The sequence below is a fragment of the Aquabacterium sp. genome, from assembly GCF_049317225.1.
Classification (GTDB): domain Bacteria; phylum Pseudomonadota; class Gammaproteobacteria; order Burkholderiales; family Burkholderiaceae_C; genus Aquabacterium.
Genome location: NZ_JBMOIR010000005.1, coordinates 88,820 through 104,750, shown reverse-complemented (window position 1 = coordinate 104,750; position 15,931 = coordinate 88,820). Strand labels below are relative to the sequence as shown.

General features: G+C 59.0%; 11 protein-coding genes. 8 read left to right on the top strand and 3 right to left on the bottom strand.

The features are described from left to right. Positions 1-23: 23 nt before the first annotated feature. The 3 genes from ACOYNB_RS05785 to ACOYNB_RS05775 form a co-directional block, all read right to left on the bottom strand. Positions 24-1,427, bottom strand: coding sequence for a glycosyltransferase family 2 protein (locus tag ACOYNB_RS05785; protein ID WP_422838181.1), 1,404 nt, complete (start codon positions 1,425-1,427; stop codon positions 24-26). Beyond that, a complete protein-coding gene (locus tag ACOYNB_RS05780) occupies positions 1,424-3,280 on the bottom strand; it encodes a hypothetical protein (RefSeq protein WP_422838180.1) in 1,857 nt (618 codons plus the stop codon). Before ACOYNB_RS05780 ends, ACOYNB_RS05785 begins: the two co-directional genes overlap by 4 nt. 85 nt (positions 3,281-3,365) lie before the next feature. Further along, on the bottom strand, positions 3,366-6,032 hold the full coding sequence (locus ACOYNB_RS05775; protein ID WP_422838179.1) for a hypothetical protein: 2,667 nt from the start codon (positions 6,030-6,032) through the stop codon (positions 3,366-3,368). A gap of 234 nt (positions 6,033-6,266) precedes the next feature. Here ACOYNB_RS05775 and ACOYNB_RS05770 point away from each other — a divergent pair, with 234 nt between their 5' ends. The 8 genes from ACOYNB_RS05770 (at position 6,267) to ACOYNB_RS05735 (ending at position 15,915) form a co-directional block, all read left to right on the top strand. Next, positions 6,267-7,550 carry a TolC family protein gene (locus ACOYNB_RS05770; protein ID WP_422838178.1) on the top strand — a complete coding sequence of 428 codons (1,284 nt, stop codon included), beginning with the start codon at positions 6,267-6,269 and terminating at the stop codon, positions 7,548-7,550. 33 nt (positions 7,551-7,583) lie between these two features. After that, positions 7,584-9,776 carry an ATP-binding cassette domain-containing protein gene (locus ACOYNB_RS05765; protein WP_422838177.1) on the top strand — a complete coding sequence of 731 codons (2,193 nt, stop codon included), beginning with the start codon at positions 7,584-7,586 and terminating at the stop codon, positions 9,774-9,776. Beyond that, positions 9,773-10,969, top strand: coding sequence for an HlyD family type I secretion periplasmic adaptor subunit (locus ACOYNB_RS05760; RefSeq protein ID WP_422838176.1), 1,197 nt, complete (start codon positions 9,773-9,775; stop codon positions 10,967-10,969). The genes ACOYNB_RS05765 and ACOYNB_RS05760 overlap by 4 nt, the downstream gene beginning before the upstream one ends. Before the next feature lie 31 nt (positions 10,970-11,000). Next, positions 11,001-11,747 carry a class I SAM-dependent methyltransferase gene (locus tag ACOYNB_RS05755; RefSeq protein WP_422838175.1) on the top strand — a complete coding sequence of 249 codons (747 nt, stop codon included), beginning with the start codon at positions 11,001-11,003 and terminating at the stop codon, positions 11,745-11,747. Between the two features lie 368 nt (positions 11,748-12,115). Beyond that, a complete protein-coding gene (locus tag ACOYNB_RS05750; RefSeq protein ID WP_422838174.1) occupies positions 12,116-13,732 on the top strand; it encodes an acetate--CoA ligase family protein in 1,617 nt (538 codons plus the stop codon). Positions 13,733-13,767: 35 nt separating this feature from the next. Beyond that, positions 13,768-14,712, top strand: coding sequence for an adenylyl-sulfate kinase (gene cysC / locus ACOYNB_RS05745; protein ID WP_422838173.1), 945 nt, complete (start codon positions 13,768-13,770; stop codon positions 14,710-14,712). A 180-nt stretch (positions 14,713-14,892) separates the two neighbouring features. Further along, entirely contained in the window at positions 14,893-15,168 is a 276-nt protein-coding gene (locus tag ACOYNB_RS05740) for a sensor histidine kinase (RefSeq protein WP_422838172.1), read from the top strand. A gap of 9 nt (positions 15,169-15,177) precedes the next feature. Next, positions 15,178-15,915, top strand: coding sequence for a response regulator transcription factor (locus ACOYNB_RS05735; RefSeq protein WP_422838171.1), 738 nt, complete (start codon positions 15,178-15,180; stop codon positions 15,913-15,915). The last annotated feature ends 16 nt before the right edge of the window (positions 15,916-15,931 follow it).

Here is a 15,931-nt window from a genome sequence, read left to right as displayed (position 1 = left end):
TCGCAGAATCCTGGCATGACAGATCACGCAATCGCTCCCTTCTGACTCTCGCCCATTCGATTGACGCCCGCATGGGCCGTCAACCTGAGGCCGGTCCGTTGAGTCAAAGCCTGTAACCGCGATGGAGGCAAGGCGTGAGGCAACACCAAGGATGATGCGCTCATGTCTCCGCCTGCACGCCATTGACCAATGCGACGAAGCCACTCCAATCGCGTGACAGCATCAAAGTCCACCAGCAATTGCGCATACAGCAAAGCCAGATACGCATGTGACCGGCGGAACACGGAGACGTGGCACGACTCGCCGCTCCGCAGCACCACAGACTCAACCTGAAGTGGCGCATCCATAAGCGTCACGCGTTGATAGATGTCCCGCAACTCGTCTTGCGCAGCCGTCCAGTCGCCCTGAATGACCACCACTTGATTGCAGCCGTTCATGAAGGCTAGCGCAGCAGCCAGACCCGCAGCAGTACCTGAGTAACCCCGGTGCCGAGGCAAGCTCATGCCCACGATGCTTGGCGAACGTGGCTCATCACATGGGTGCGGCACATCGTCTGGCAATACATAAAGATCCAGATCTGCGATCGGATGCAACGGCGTCCCACGCGACTGACGCATCCGCCAATCGACCACCACCAGACCCATTTTTTGTCGAGCACCCACACCACAAGGCACCTCGTTTTCCGCAGTCGGGGCAGCCATCCCCGTTAACTGGTGGAACGTGTTGTGATCAAAGTGCGTGGCCACACTGCGCTGAGGTGCCCTCAGCGGTGCGACGGGCACCTTGCCCTGCAGCTTGTAATGGATGGGCCAGTTTGTCTGATACCAGACGGTGGGAGTTTCGAGCGTTTCCGTCCTCAGCCCCGTCTTCTTGACCATGACCAGCATCATGCGGTCCTCGCCCACCCCGAACTCTTTCGGCCACATCAACCAGAGCGGCATCAAAAACGCAGCACGGCGACTGATGACGTAGCAGTTGGTGTCGACATGCTGCCCCGACTCATCTGTAGGGTCCTTGGCGGTCATCACCTCGCCGTCAGGAAAGACCACTCGACGGCGCGCAAACACGACATCGGCCTGTCGACGCAAGGCGTGCACTGCAGACTCGATATGCCCGGGGTCATACCAGTTGTCTGCATCCAGAAAAGCGACGGCATCAAACCCGAGGTTAAAGGCGAGCTGTGCCCCCAAGCCACGTGGGGTCCCGCCACTGTTGCCGATGTTGAATGGCAGCCGAATGTGCATCACACCCGATGGTTGCGGCACACATAGGTCTGCCCCATCAGACACCAGAATGTGCGTCACAGGATAAGTTTGCGCACGCACGGAAGCCATGCAGCGCCCCAGAATCTCGGGTGACTCTTGCCAGCAGGGTGTCACCACGGCCACGCGCAACGGCGCTGGGTCGGCATTGCGTTGGTTCGTCATGGCTTGGCGGTCACCGGTTGAGGGGGAGCACGCCGAGGTCTGACCCACAAATGATCTGGCGCCAAGCCCTTCACGGCGCGCTCGTGCGCAGCGGTGTAGGCCGCTTCCAGGTACATGGTTCGCCCAACAGCATCAAAGACCGGCAATTGTCGACGTTGCCGGACCAGATGCTGCTTGAGCGCCATGAGTCGCTTGGGGTCCCGCAGCAAACTGACACAACACTGCACGTACGCATTGGTGTCCTTTTGCACCAATCCCTGTAGTCCGGCTGCATGCAGCAGCCCACCGCTGACACGGGATGCAAAATTGCGCCCCTCCAGCGTGACCACTGGCACGCCAGCGAACAATGCGTCACTGGTCGTAGTGTGACCACCGTAAGGCCAAGGGTCCAACATCAAGTCGCACAGCCTCATGCGAGCGAGATGAAGCTCTTGCCGACACTTTGGCGCGAACACCACGCGAGATGGCTCGACGCCACACGCCTCAATTTCTTTGCGCAGAAAGTCTCGCGCTACTTCGCCAGGCTCCAGCAGCCACAGTACCGCCTCGGGTACCGAGGACAGGATTTTCATCCACGCCCGCCAGACGTCTCGGCTGACTTTGTTGATATTGTTGAACACCCCCAGCACCAAGGCACCCTCAGGCAGCCCGTCCGGGCGCCGGCGGGGCGGCGGGGGCAAATAGCGCGCGATGTAGTCGTTGACCTGGTAGGTATGCGGTAACCGGATCAGCTTCTCGGGATAGAGCGACTCCCCCCCCTCTGGCACGGTGTAGCCATCTGCGATGACATAGTCCATGAAGCGACCACCCGAGGTGCCCGGGAAGCCAAGATAGCTGATCTGAACAGGGGCAGGCTTCCAGGCGAGGATGCCGAGGCGCGTGCCTTCGGTCAGCCCATTGAGGTCGATGAGCACGTCGATCCGGTCTTCAAAGATCTTTTTGGCTGCGGCCTCATCCTTCAGGTTTGCCAGGCTTCGTACCTTGTCAAAGCGCGACAGGATGTCTCGGCGCATGGCCGAGCCATCGTCAAAACTGGTGCAATAACCATAAAGCTCAAACCGGTCGCGGTCATGGTGACGCAGTGCGCCCATGGCAAGCAGCGAGGTCGCATGCTCGCGATAGTCGTACGACAGATAACCAATCCGTAACTTGCGGCCGGCGGCATCGGCGTGCGCCTGTGTGGCCATCGGCTTTTGTGAAGGAAACGCCTTGCGTGCAAAGTTGCTGGCAACCGCGATGTTGATCGCCTCGTCATCACACCACAGCGCATGCGTTCTGGGTGTCTCGGTTGCGGCTTCCGTCTCCCCTTGTTGATGGGCTAGCAGCAATTGGCGGGTCAACTGCTCGACAAAATCCCAGTCCGCACATTGCAATGCGACTCGCAAGGCGTACGAAGCCAACCCCAATGCCTGACCAGATTGGCGATAGCCTTCTTTGACGGCGTCCAGGGCGTTTCTGTGGTCACCCATGCGTGAGAGTTGTCGGCCGATGTCGGTCAACTCGAACGGCGACGCTTTGGCTTGTCGGGCCTGAAGCAGCGCAGGCATGGCATCCTTGCGGCGGCGAGCGTCTTCGTACAACGTGGCCATGAGCGCCAATGGGCGAGCCAAATCGGGCATGCGTTCGTGCGCCGCTTCAGCACATGCGATGGCGGAGACCCGGTCTTCATACCGCAAGGCCAAGGCCGCGTGGCACAAAAGATGAGCACCCGGTTGCCTCGGGATGCTGGCGACATGCGTCAGTAGCAAATCGGCCGCTTGTTTGCTCGCGCCCGTCTTGATGAGCGCTTTGGCTTGCTCAAGAACCGGGTGACTCTCGGCGTGGGGAGGACGTGTAGAGGCGGATCGGGTCATCGGCTGTCCAGCTTAATTGAAAAAGCCCGTGCCTTTCGGCACGGGCTTTTGCGACAACGCTCGCTTGATCAGTCAGAAGACTGCATCAGAGGTTGACTGGGACCGAGTTGGTCACGTAGCCTTGCTCGAACTCGGTGAGATCGGTGAAACGGATCACATACGAGATGCCACTGTGATCGCCATCGACAGCCAAGAAGCCAGTGTCTGCAACGTGGTCACCGTTGGTGTCCACTGCACCGAAATAAACACCCACGGTGTCCAGCGCAGCATCGGCCGACGCCAAGAAGCTGGCGATCGTGTCGAACGAGCCGCCATCTTCGTAAATCGCGCTGGCAAAGTCCGCATGACTGAAGGTGATCGAATCAGCGCCCAAGCCATCAGCAAACCCGTCGATCGTGATCATGTGATCCTTCAGGAAGGCGGTGTCTTCGGACGTGACCGTCGTATCCAGCGCCGAGGACCAGTCGGTTGCGTCCTTGTCCAACAGGTCATCAGCCACGCCCAACGACAACGAGAAGTTGCCGTCATAAGCGGTCGCATCGGTACCCAGATGGATGTCGTTGGCAAAGCGGTCTGCGAACGACACACTCACCGAACTGCCGACATCACCTGTGACGCTGACGCTACCAACATGCGAGGCAACCTCAGTGGTGCCGTTGTCGTAGTACTGATCAACATCCAAGCTGACCACCACCATGCCGGTTGTGTCCCCCGACCCGGCCGTGATGTGAATGTCTTGAACATTCTCAGCGGACATCTTCAATCCGGCGTAACTTCCGTTGTATGCCGTGATCGACACGTCGCCTTGAACATCGTGCCCGACATCCGTCCACGAATAGGCGAAGCTATTCGTCCCCGTCGCTGCAATGGTCACGTCACCAACCACGTCACCCGCGATGTGCACATGACGCTGTGCAAAGTCTTCGCCGAAGACCGCGCTGCTGTTGTCACCTGTGGCCATCACATGGATGTCGCCAGCCACATCGCCGTCGATGTTAAAGCGAACAGTGGCGCGTGACGACAAACCGGATGCTTCCGCATCGATGGAACCAGCCGTGCCATGCAACCAGAATGTGTCGTTCGACAGGTAGGCACCCGCGTAGGCGTATGCATACGAGTAATCGCCAGTGGCATGAACCGCCAGCGAACTACCCTCCAGTACCCCGTCCGGAGAGCCTGGATAGGGCCGCGCGTTGAACCGTGCGTAAGCACGAGCATATTCGCCGTCAGCCGTCACTGTCACATCGTCAGAGTAAGTGCCGCCCACATAGAAGCCAGCGTAAGCACGTGACGTTGCGCCCGAGGCCGTAGCGGAAACATCGCCATACGCATTGCCTTGCGCATAAGCAAACGCATACGCATAAGAGCGCTCTGACTCTGCATGAGCACTCACGTCGCCATGCAAATCACCCTCAGCGAGGACATACCCATAAGCACGCGAACCTTGGCTATCCTCGCCAGTGACGACATACGCCCCCGACGCGACAACATCAATGCCGCCGCTGAAATCGCCGCCGACGTACGCCCCAGCCATGGCATAGCTGCCCTCGCCAGTTGCGGAAACCTCCACGCCACCCGTGACATCACCCGTAACACGGGCGCCAAAACGAGCCGCTGCATACTCGATGTTATACGGCGTGCTGACGTCGGCAGAGCCCGAGGCAACCACCGTGATACCGCCGGTGATGTCACCATCCAAGGTGACGGTCGCACCTGCCATCGTGCCTGCCGCAGAGGCGTGTACGTCAACATGATCGATGCGCCCAACCATGGTGTACGTGGGGTCAGCATCGCCTGACGAAGACACCATACCGCCCAAGTATGCGTAGGCATAAGAGTAAGCAGCAGTGGCTTCGACCGTGAGATCACCGCCGTTCAAGTAAACCACAGGTTGGGCCACATCGGCGCTCACGTCGGTAGAAGCACCCATCACCTTGATGCCACCGACGTAGTTCATCGCATACCGAGCGGCGCTGTGATCTCCACCAGCCAACACGGAGATGTCGTTCACGGTGCCCGTTGCGAACAGGCCGGCGTAAGCCGTGGCGTACTCGCCTTCTGTTCGGACGATGACATCGGCAGGCAACTTATCACTGAACTGAACTACAGCGTCGCTACCATCCAGCAAGGCGACATCGTACGAGTTGACGCCATCCACCAGCACGCCACCATAGGGGCCTGTCTCGGTTTCGAGCAAGACGCGAATGTGCTCGTAATGCGCAGGGGTTTCAGCATCTGCAGAGACCGCAGTGCCATGATCATTCGAGATAACGACCAAGTTAGGGATTTCGTCGCCTGTATCCACCGTACCGGCAGCAAAAGCAGCGCCCAAGCCACCAGCGATCCAGCCGCCTGCACCAGAGAAAATGCCACCAGCAGTTCCAGCGGATGCACCACCCGCAGCAGCACCGGACGAACCGGAGTTCAGCAACGCCGCCGCACCAGCCGCCTCGTCCCCCACAGGGTAGGTGGCATCCACCAGGCTTTCGCCGACCACCGTTGCGCCATGCGATGCGGTGACCAAATCAACGACCAAGTCGCCTTGCTGTGCAGCAGCCGAAGCATCGGCCTCAGCTTGGCGGGACTCTTCCCAAGCCTTCTGGGCATCATTCAGCCACGCCTGATCTGCGGCTTGCACAGCATCCTTATGGGCATCGTTGATCAGACCTTGTTGCGCCGCCTTGTTGTGCTTGTCCTGCTGGGCAAGCTTGGCTGCAACGGCTCCGTTTGGATGACTACTTCTTGTCGCCATGTGGCTCTCTCCTGGGAATTGAACGATCGCAAACTGGCACAGACACAGACGGACTGCGGTTACGTTTTGCAAACAATTATGCAAGGATTAGGTATTTAGGCATAGCAAAACTCATGCGCGTTGATGTAAAGCAACCACTCTCGCGGTTGGCGCAGGGCAAACCCGTCTGCCATACTGAATATGCGCCCCATCGCCTTTGCCCCGAAAAGTCGTTCAGACCCCAAGGATTACCCCGTGCTCAGCCTGAATCAAGCCCCCCGTCTGTCATTGTTCAGTTCTGCTTCTGGCACCAAATTGGTACTGGCTGTGCTGTGTGCCCTCCCCTGCACACCCCATGCCGCACCATTAACGCTGCACGATGCATTCCAGTTGGTCACAAGCAATCACCCCGTCGTAGCGGCCAAGCGCGACGAGTTGCAAGCGGCTCAGTACGGCGTTGAGGGGGCCAAGTGGCAGCGTTACCCCAGCCTCTCCGGTCAGTCTTCGGCCAACGCTGACAGCGGGTCGGTCACCACGCTGCGGCTGGAACAGCCTTTGTGGACTGGCGGGCGCATCACGGCAGGCATCCAATCCAGCGAGGCTAAGCTGACTGCGGCCGAGGCGGCACTTGCTGAAACCGAGCAGTCCATGCTGAGCCGTGTCACCGCGACGTTTCTGGAGCTGGTTCGACTGAAAGCACGAATCGAAGCCGCAGAAGAAAACGTTGCAGAGCACGAGCGACTGCTGACGCTGATCGAACGACGTAGCACACAGGGGATTGGCTCACCGAGTGAGGTCATCACGGCCAAGGCACGGCTGCAGAAAGCGCGTTCAGAGCGCCTGCAACTGCAGACAGCCGCCATGAATGCCAGGGCCGATTTGGCGCAAGCCACGGGCGCGCCGGTCACGGAGATTCGTGCACCAAAGCCTGATCTGACCACCACAGGCGATCTCGAATCAACCGTCCAGAAAGTCCTGGGCTACTCCCCTCAGATGAAGCGCCTCGGAGCAGAAACCAACGCGGTCAAAGCGGAGGTTGAAGTCAAAAAGTCAGTTTTGAATCCTCAAATTGCTGTTCGCCATGAACTGCTCTGGGGTAAGAACTATCCCAACACAGCCACCTATCTGGCGCTGACCATGCAGACGGGCAACGGCCTGTCTGCCAAGTCAGCGATTGATGAAGTCAGGGCCCAGGAAAGTGCCTCGGCCTACAAAGAACAGGCGACCATCAAGGACATTTCAGACAGCGTTCGCACAGACTGGAACAAGGTTCAGTCAGCGCGTGAGGACACCGCCATTTTGCGAGAACTGGTGAGCGTCACACGGGACATGTACGAGTCGTATGTGCGCCAATATGCAGCCGGCCGCAAGACTTGGCTGGATGTGTTGAATGCACGCAGCGAATCCATTCAGGCACGCTACTCGCTCATCGACACCGAGTGGGGGGGAGCCTTGTCTGCCATCAAGTTGCGGATCGCAACCGGTGAGCTGACCGCGAGCAGTGCTGACGATGCATTGCCTTCCGCAGAACAACAATGACAGTGAGAATCGGCCCCACAGGGGCCGTACCCCATGACGACTTCCGCCATTGAATCCGCGCACGTGGAAACCAGTAACTTTGATATCTCCTTGGCCAAGCTGCTCTCGCGCCTGGCAGGCATGCAAGGACGAGCGGTTCCCATTCACCGGTTTGGAATGACTTCGGTCACGGCTCTGGGTGCCGAAGTACAGAGTCTGAGTTCCACCCAGCGTATCTTGGAGCTATGGCTCTCGATCGTCCCCGACGGCGATGCATCCACATCCAATGAGCCCATCACCAAGGAACAGTTGCCTGCGCTGTGGGTTGGTCCGGATGATTTGACCGTGAAACTGCTGCGTGGCGTCACCAGCAGCGGCCACTATTCGTGCGAGGAAGCTGACGGCAGCATCACGGAGTTAAGTGCTGCCGTGGCACGCACCGGCACGTTCGCCATGCTGCGCACGGCGCCACAACTCAGTGAGGCCGAGGGCAAAGCGCCCGTGTCTGCGCGCGACTGGTTTTTCTATGCCATCAGCAAGCGGCGCGGCGTCTTCCTTGAAGCCATGCTGGCGACGTTCCTGATCAGCACGTTGGCGCTGGTCAGCGGCTTCTACAGCATGCAGGTGTATGACCGTGTCATTCCCACGCAAGGCTACTCCACGCTGGTTGTGTTGACGATTGGTGCCTTCCTGGCCATCTGCCTGGAAATGCTGATCTCCTACGTGCGCACGGCCATGCTGGAACGCGCCAGCAAGGCCATTGATCTGGAGTTGTCCGGCGTCTTCTTCAACCGGATGCTGCAGATTCGGATGGACGCGCGCCCCAAAGCGGTGGGCACGTTTGCAGGGCAGATTCGCCAGTTTGAAATGGTGCGCAACTTCATGACGTCGGGGACACTGTTCCTGATGGCTGATGCCCCGTTTGCGCTGTTCTTCATCTGGATCATTTTCATCATTGGCGGCCCCATCGCACTGGTTCCGCTGGCCATGCTGCCCCTGTCATTGATTGCCGGCCTGTACGCACGCTGGCGTGTTTCTCACCTGTCTGAGGAGCAATTGCAGGATGCCAACCGGAAGAACGGCCTGTTGATTGAAGCCATTGATGGCATTGAAGCCATCAAGGCTGCAGGTGGTGAGTGGAAGCTGTTCAACAAATGGCAACGCTTCACGGCGGAATCTGGCGAACGCGAGTTGCGCATTCGCACCGCTTCGATGCTGTCAAGCAATCTCTCTCAAACGATTCAGCGCCTGGGCTATGTCTGCCTGATCGCCGTGGGCGCCTATGCCATCAATCAGGGTCTGGTGACACAAGGTGCGCTGATTGCGTGCTCCATCATCAGCAACCGTGCGCTGGCTCCAATCAATCAAATCGCCAGTTTGTTTGTGCAATGGCAGCATGCCCGCTCAGCACTGAAAGAGCTGGATGCCATGATGGCGCTGCCCAGAGATCAGGAAAACGACACACGCGTCATCATTCCGGAATCATGTCAGGGCGAGATCAGACTGGAGGGCGCTTCCTTCAGCTACGAGGAAGCGGGCACGGCTCTGCAACCGACCAATCTCGTGATCAAGCCCGGGCAGCGCATTGGTTTGATCGGACCGGTTGGGTCGGGGAAATCCACGCTCATCAAGCTGCTGTCAGGGCTCTACAAGCCAACGGAGGGACGCGTCTTTCTGGATGGGGTCGACATGCGCCATCTGGCGCCGGAGTTTCTGCGTGAACAGATTGGCTACCTCACACAAGATGTGCGGCTGTTCAATGGTACGCTGCGCGAAAACCTGACGCTGGGCTTGCCTTCCCCCACAGACGCGCAAATTCTGTCTGCCGCAGCGCGCACGGGTCTGGATCGCCTGATTCGCGCCCATCCAAGAGGGTTGGAGTTGCCCATCTTCGAGGGCGGTCGCGGTTTGTCTGGTGGTCAACGCCAGTTGGTCGGCTTGACCCGCATGCTGTTGGCCAAGCCCAAGATCCTGCTTCTGGATGAGCCGACAGCCTCCATGGACGGTGATCTGGAGGCCTTTGTGATGCGCAACCTCTTCATTGACACCCCCCAGGACGCCATCATCGTCTTGTGCACACACAAGCGCAGCTTGCTGGGTCTGGTCGATCACATCATGGTGGTTGATAAGGCGCGACTGGTCATGAGCGAGCCACGCGACGCGGCCCTGGCCAAGCTCATGGCAGCACGTCCCAACCCGAATAAAACTGAACATCCAACGCCATCTGCCGGCGGTGAGACAGCATGAACAAGCTTTTCTTTTCCAATCTGTTCGGACGCAAGCGCTCCGCCGTGCGCGACGACAGCCAGCGGCCTCACCTGCTGCTTTGGATCACGCTGCTGTGTCTGATCATTTTCGTGGTCTGGGCCTCTCAGGCTGAAATTGATCAAGTGACCCGGGCTCCGGGGCAAGTGATCGCCAGCTCTCGTACTCAAATCATCCAGTCATCGGATGGTGGCGTGGTCGAGGCTGTGCTGGTGAAAGAAGGCGACCAGGTGACCAAGGGACAAACGCTGGTCAAGCTGGACACGACCAAGACCGAGGCAGCCTATCTGGAAACCAGAGCCAAGGCGACGGCATTGCGTGCGGCCAAGGCTCGCCTCAATGCCGAGATCTTTGGCGGGGAACCCAAGTTCCCAGACGAAGTCGCAGAATACCCGCAGTTCAAAGAGAACCAATTACTGCTGTTGGCCAAACGGCGTCAAGCCATCGGGTCAGAGATCAGCGCGCTTCAAGGCATCCTGGCATTGGCCAAGCGCGAGCTTCAGATGAACCAGCCCCTGCTGGCGACCGGTGACATCAGCATGGCTGAAGTGCTGAAGATTCAGCGGCAGGTCGCAGACCTCGAGTCACAGATCGTCAACAAGCGCAACAAGTACACGCAAGACACGCAAGCCGAACTGGGCAAGGTGGAAGAAGACCTTGCTGGCGTGGAGCAAACCTTGGCTCAGCGCAAGGATCAGCTGACCCGTACACACTTGGTGTCGCCGGTGAGTGGCGTTGTCAAGAACATTCGCATCAACACCGTGGGCGGTGTCGTCAAGGCATCCGAAGAAGTGATGCAGATCGTCCCGCTGGAAGACGACCTTGTCGTGGAAGCAAAAGTTCGCCCGGCGGACATTGCCTTCCTGAAGCCGGGGCTGGATGCCAACGTGAAAATTGATGCGTACGACTACACCATCTACGGCTCGCTGAACGGCAAGCTGACCTACATCAGTGCGGACACCCTGACCGAAGACCTGAAGCAGAACGAGCAGGCCTATTACCGCGTTCAAGTTCGTACCACGGGCAAGAAGTTCTCGGGACGCGCCAGTGCACACATGGAGATTCAACCAGGCATGACCGCCACGGTAGAGATCAAGACGGGCTCCAACACGGTTTTGCGTTACTTGATGAAGCCGCTGGTGAAGACGCTCAACGAGTCACTGGGTGAACGTTGAGTACTCAAGCCTCCGTGGACGAAGACATTTCATGAAAAGCTACAGCGATCTGTTTGATGTCCGCGGTTCGGCCTATGACCTCGCCATGCGTTGCCACCCGCGGGCAAGAGATCAGGAGTTTCTCCAGGCCATCGCGCGAGCCTGCTTGACCCCTGGTCAAAGCGTGGCCGATGTGCCGGCTGGCGGTGGCTACTTGGCCGATTACCTGCCGGCGGGCGTTCAATGGACTGGTCATGAGCCCTGCGCGAGCTTCATCGCATCACGGACTGCCAACTCACCCTTGCCGCCGAGTCAGCCACTGCTGCCGCTGCCATGGGCCGATGACTCCCAAGATGTGGTCATCAGCCTTGCAGGCGTACACCACATCGAAGACAAGCGTCCGCTCTTCACAGACATGCACCGAGTGACCAAGCCCGGTGGCCGACTGGTGTTGTCGGACGTTGCGGCTGGATCAGACGTTGCGTCCTTTTTGGATGGCTTTGTGGGGGCACACAACAGCACCGGCCATGAAGGGGTCTTCCTGGGCGACACCACGCTGGATGAACTTCGATCGGCTGGCTGGCAGGTTGACGCCTGCGACTTGGTGCGCTTTCACTGGTGCTTTGATCACCGAAGCCAGATGGCCGATTTTTGTCGGCAGCTGTTTGATTTGCGATTTGCCACAAACGAAGCCATCAATCAGGCCATTGATGACACGCTGGGCGTCGATCTGTTGCCCGGTGGTCAAACGGGCATGCGGTGGTCGCTGTTGACCATTAACGCGAGCAAATCAACGTGACGAACCCATCTGCCGCCAACTGGCTGTCCTTCGCACATTGCCGAGTCATACCCGGCTACTACAGAGGGCTTCGGCATCCATGTGTGGTGGCGCGACTGCGGTTCGACATACCGCCCTCCAGGCGCGCTGATTACGCAGAGGCAATTGACGGCTGCATTGCACAGTGGTCAGCCATAGCAGGCACCCCCAATGGCTTTCAAGATGCCCCTGGCAAGCTGTCTCTGACAGAGAAATGCTCACTCTGGGTCGCGCACTGGGCTTGCCACGTCCTCAAGACGGCGGGCCTGCCCATTTTTGAGCCCCCCCAGTTGATCAGCTTGAAGCAGGACAGCGCGTCTGATGCCCCACCGCTTCTGATCGTGCCATCCATGCCGGGTCAATCTGAAGTCGGCAAGCGCGCGCTCACCGAAGCCGTCACAGCGCTGAGGCAGGCCATTGAAGCCCCGAACACCGAGCCATTTGACTGGCTCACCCATGTGCGGACCATCAGTGATGCTTTACGAGGCGTTGCACCCATTAGCGCGAACACCCCGCGTTTTTTGCAAGCTGCTTTTGAGGCAGGCATCCCCGTTCAGAGTTTAGGTGTCGAGGTCTATCAATTTGGCTTTGGTCGTCGAGGACGTTGGCTGGACAGCACTTTCACGGATGCCACCCCCAACATCTCGACAAAGATTGCCCGACACAAACAATGGGCAGCCAGCTTGCTCAAGCAAGCCGGACTCCCCGTCCCGCAACACAGCATCGCCCGCAGTGCCAGCGAAGCCGTTCAAGTTGCCACACGTTTAGGCTATCCAGTCGTCGTCAAACCCATGGACCTTGATGGCGGCGCGGGGGTGGCCGCGGGACTGGACAACGAAGCCGAGGTACGCAAAGCCTACGAGATCGCCAAGGCGATGTCCGGCAATGTTCTGGTTGAGAAGCACGTTCACGGTCGCGACTTCCGTCTCACCGTTTTCAACGGTGAATTGTTGTGGGCCGTCGAGCGCGTGCCGGGTGGTGTCACGGGAGATGGCGTGCATTCAATCGCAGCCTTGCTTGACACGTTGAATGCAGACCCACGCCGTGGCGTGGGCCCGGCCGCCCCGTTGAAGCGCCTGGATTGGGATGATGAGGCTCAAGCGTTGCTGGACAAGGCTGGGCTCTCGAAGGCAAGCATCCCCAAGCCCGGCGCGTTCATTCGGCTGCGCAGAACGGCCAATGTCGGGACAGGTGGGATGCCCGTTGCCGTGTTGGATCAGGTCCACCCCGATAACGCGAAACTGGCCATCCGCGCTGCACAAGCGCTCCAACTGGATCTGGCAGGCATCGATTTGCTGATTCCAGACATTGGTCGCTCATGGTTTGAGATCGGCGGGTCCATCTGCGAAGTCAACGCCCAGCCACAACTGGGCGCGGTCACCGCACCTCATTTGTACGCACACATCCTGCATGAGTTGGTTGAAGGGCAAGGTCGCGTGCCGACCGTCCTGGTCATTGGTGCACGCACACAGGATGACTTGCACCTTCAACTTGAACAGGCACTGTCTCAGGCTTATCCACGCTTGGGCTACTTTGATCAGCGAGGTGTCCGCCTTGGTGGTGAGCGCCTGTCACCGGGCATTCAAACTGCGTATGCAGCCGGCAAACTCCTGATGCTCGAGAGAGCCATGGATGCCATGGTGCTGAGCATCCAGGATGACAGCGTGCTCTATACCGGACTGCCCCTGCCTCGCTTTGACGTCGCGATCATTGCTGGATCCAACTTGCGCCAGTCTCAGCCGGAGCATCCACAGCCCATGGCCAAGGTGATGACCGAGGTACTGGATGCCGTGCTACCGGCCTGTGACCACACGGTGATCGTCTCAGACAGTTGCGGCATTTCCATGGCACGCGTGCAAGCCCCGCACTACACCGTACACGTCACCACGCAGGCACGCATCGTGTCCATGGCGCTGGCTGCGCTGACTGGGGTTCCTGCGGTTTCAAGCCCCGCTGCTGACGCGTAGGATGTTGGCGCCACCTGAACAGCCCTTTGTAAATCATGTCGACCGCTCTGTCCCCTTCCGACATCCTGAGTGAACAGTTCGAGGCGCTTGTGCAATGGCACGACAGCGAGGCTGGTTTGGCTGGCCGTGAATACCTGTTTCGCATGCAAGGGGCCGCGCACACACTGAGCGTGACGCGCATCAAGTACAAGATCGACCCTGCCACAGGTGGTCATCTGCCCTGCACCACACTGCAGCGGAACGAGACCGCCATCTGCAACATTGCCACCAGCACACCCATACAAGCCGGACAAACGCTAAGCCTGCTCGACGAGGGCTTGGGCCGCACGCTGGCATCGGTTGAACTCAAGCACATCCTGCGACGGGCGGAGAACCTGCACACCCAAGCGCTGAGCGTGCAACGACACCATCGTGAGCAACTCAATGGACACCCCGGCTGTGTGTTGTGGTTCACCGGTTTGTCCGGGTCAGGTAAATCCACACTCGCCAACGCGCTGGAGCAGTCCTTGCACGAGCAGGGCTGGCACACGTACATACTGGACGGCGACAACATCCGACAAGGGTTGAACAAGGACCTCGGATTCACCGATGCCGACCGCGTCGAGAACATTCGGCGCATTGCCGAGGTGGCCAAACTGATGGTCGACGCAGGGCTGGTGGTGATGACTGCGTTCATCTCGCCCTTTCGCAAAGAGCGTGACATGGCTCGCGAACTGATCGGTTCGGATCGATTCCTGGAGGTGTATGTCGACACCCCGCTGGAAGTCTGCGAAGCACGGGACGTGAAAGGCCTCTACAAAAAGGCGCGCCAAGGCCTGATCCCCAATATGACTGGGATCAACAGCCCTTATGAGCCACCCGAGCAACCCGGACTGATCTTGAGCGGTGCATCTGAGACACTGGATGGTGCCGTGCAATCACTGATGGACTGGCTGAGCATCAAATCGAATCAGCTGACTCCGCAGGAAGCACCTCGCTAAGCGACTGCTTGCCGGCGAGCATCTGTCTCAACCGCTGGACCTGCTCGGTTCGCCCCCGTGCCTCTTCGACTTTGATCAGATTCTCCGCCCAGCTTCGGTGACCTCGATGCAGCCGCACGGAACGCCCCATCCACGCGGCAGCATTCGCAGCCAAACACCGAACCACCAATCCATCAGAAGATGAAGGATCGGTTAACCTGCAAAACCCTGGTCCTCTCTACAACTGATTGGTATGGCTGCAGGGGGCACGTCATTGCTGCCGACGAAATCAGCGACATTTTTCAAAAGTACCACCGTGGACGCGGTGCACAAGGCAAACCCGGTGCAGGCTTGGGTTTGTCATTGGTACGTCGAATTTGTGAATTGCACCAAGGCAGCATTTCCGTCGATAGTCAGGAAGGCGTGGGCAGTATGTTCACACTCTCCATTCCCCGGTCTCAACACCTTGTCACCTGATCTCGTTACATGAAGCCTCGTATTGCGATTGTTGAAGACGATCCGGATCAACTGGCCAGCACGCAGGAATACCTCTCTGGCGAGGGCTACCCCACATGGGGCGTGTCCAACGCCCGTGACTTCTATGTCCGGTTCGCGGCTGAGCCGGTCGATGTGGTCATTCTGGATATTGGTTTGCCTGGCGACAACGGGCTGACCATTGCCGAGGTGCTCAGTAAAAATCCCCGCGTGGCCACCATCATCGTCAGCGCGCGGGTGATGCTGGATGACCGGCTGCTGGGACTCAAGGCTGGCGCAGACCGCTACCTGGTCAAACCCGTGGATTTCCGGGAACTGGCCGCCAACGTTGACGCGGCCGCCCACCGACGGCATCAAGCAGGATCTCCGCCGCCAGAGACGGTGATCCCCGACAGCGCCCCTGCGTCAACCACGAATGACGAGGTCCCCTGGCGACTCTCCATGCAGACTTGGACCCTGCTCACCCCACAAGGCGGTGCGCTGCCGCTGACCACCAAGGAATTTGCATTGATGCAGCAACTCATTCGAGCCAATGGCTCGGTGGTGTCCAAAAAAGAGTTGCTGCAGGAAGTCTTCGGCTTGCGATCCGCGCAAGGGAGTGAGCGACTCAGCGTCCTGGTGACACGGTTGCGAAAAAAAGCCGCCGATGTGCTGGGAGAATCGCTGCCCATCCGCACGGCCCACCAACTGGGCTATGCCTTCACGGCTCCCGCATCCGTGCAATCCTGAGACCACCTTGGGCGAT

What these genes read in the sequence shown, in the direction of transcription:
- ACOYNB_RS05785 (WP_422838181.1), bottom strand. Translation starts at nt 1,427, where the DNA reads ATGACGAACCAACGCAATGCCGACCCAGCGCCGTTGCGCGTGGCCGTG.
- ACOYNB_RS05780 (WP_422838180.1), bottom strand. Translation starts at nt 3,280, where the DNA reads ATGACCCGATCCGCCTCTACACGTCCTCCCCACGCCGAGAGTCACCCG.
- ACOYNB_RS05775 (WP_422838179.1), bottom strand. Translation starts at nt 6,032, where the DNA reads ATGGCGACAAGAAGTAGTCATCCAAACGGAGCCGTTGCAGCCAAGCTT.
- ACOYNB_RS05765 (WP_422838177.1), top strand. Translation starts at nt 7,584, where the DNA reads ATGACGACTTCCGCCATTGAATCCGCGCACGTGGAAACCAGTAACTTT.
- ACOYNB_RS05760 (WP_422838176.1), top strand. Translation starts at nt 9,773, where the DNA reads ATGAACAAGCTTTTCTTTTCCAATCTGTTCGGACGCAAGCGCTCCGCC.
- ACOYNB_RS05755 (WP_422838175.1), top strand. Translation starts at nt 11,001, where the DNA reads ATGAAAAGCTACAGCGATCTGTTTGATGTCCGCGGTTCGGCCTATGAC.
- ACOYNB_RS05750 (WP_422838174.1), top strand. Translation starts at nt 12,116, where the DNA reads ATGCCGGGTCAATCTGAAGTCGGCAAGCGCGCGCTCACCGAAGCCGTC.
- cysC (WP_422838173.1), top strand. Translation starts at nt 13,768, where the DNA reads ATGTCGACCGCTCTGTCCCCTTCCGACATCCTGAGTGAACAGTTCGAG.
- ACOYNB_RS05740 (WP_422838172.1), top strand. Translation starts at nt 14,893, where the DNA reads ATGAAGGATCGGTTAACCTGCAAAACCCTGGTCCTCTCTACAACTGAT.
- ACOYNB_RS05735 (WP_422838171.1), top strand. Translation starts at nt 15,178, where the DNA reads ATGAAGCCTCGTATTGCGATTGTTGAAGACGATCCGGATCAACTGGCC.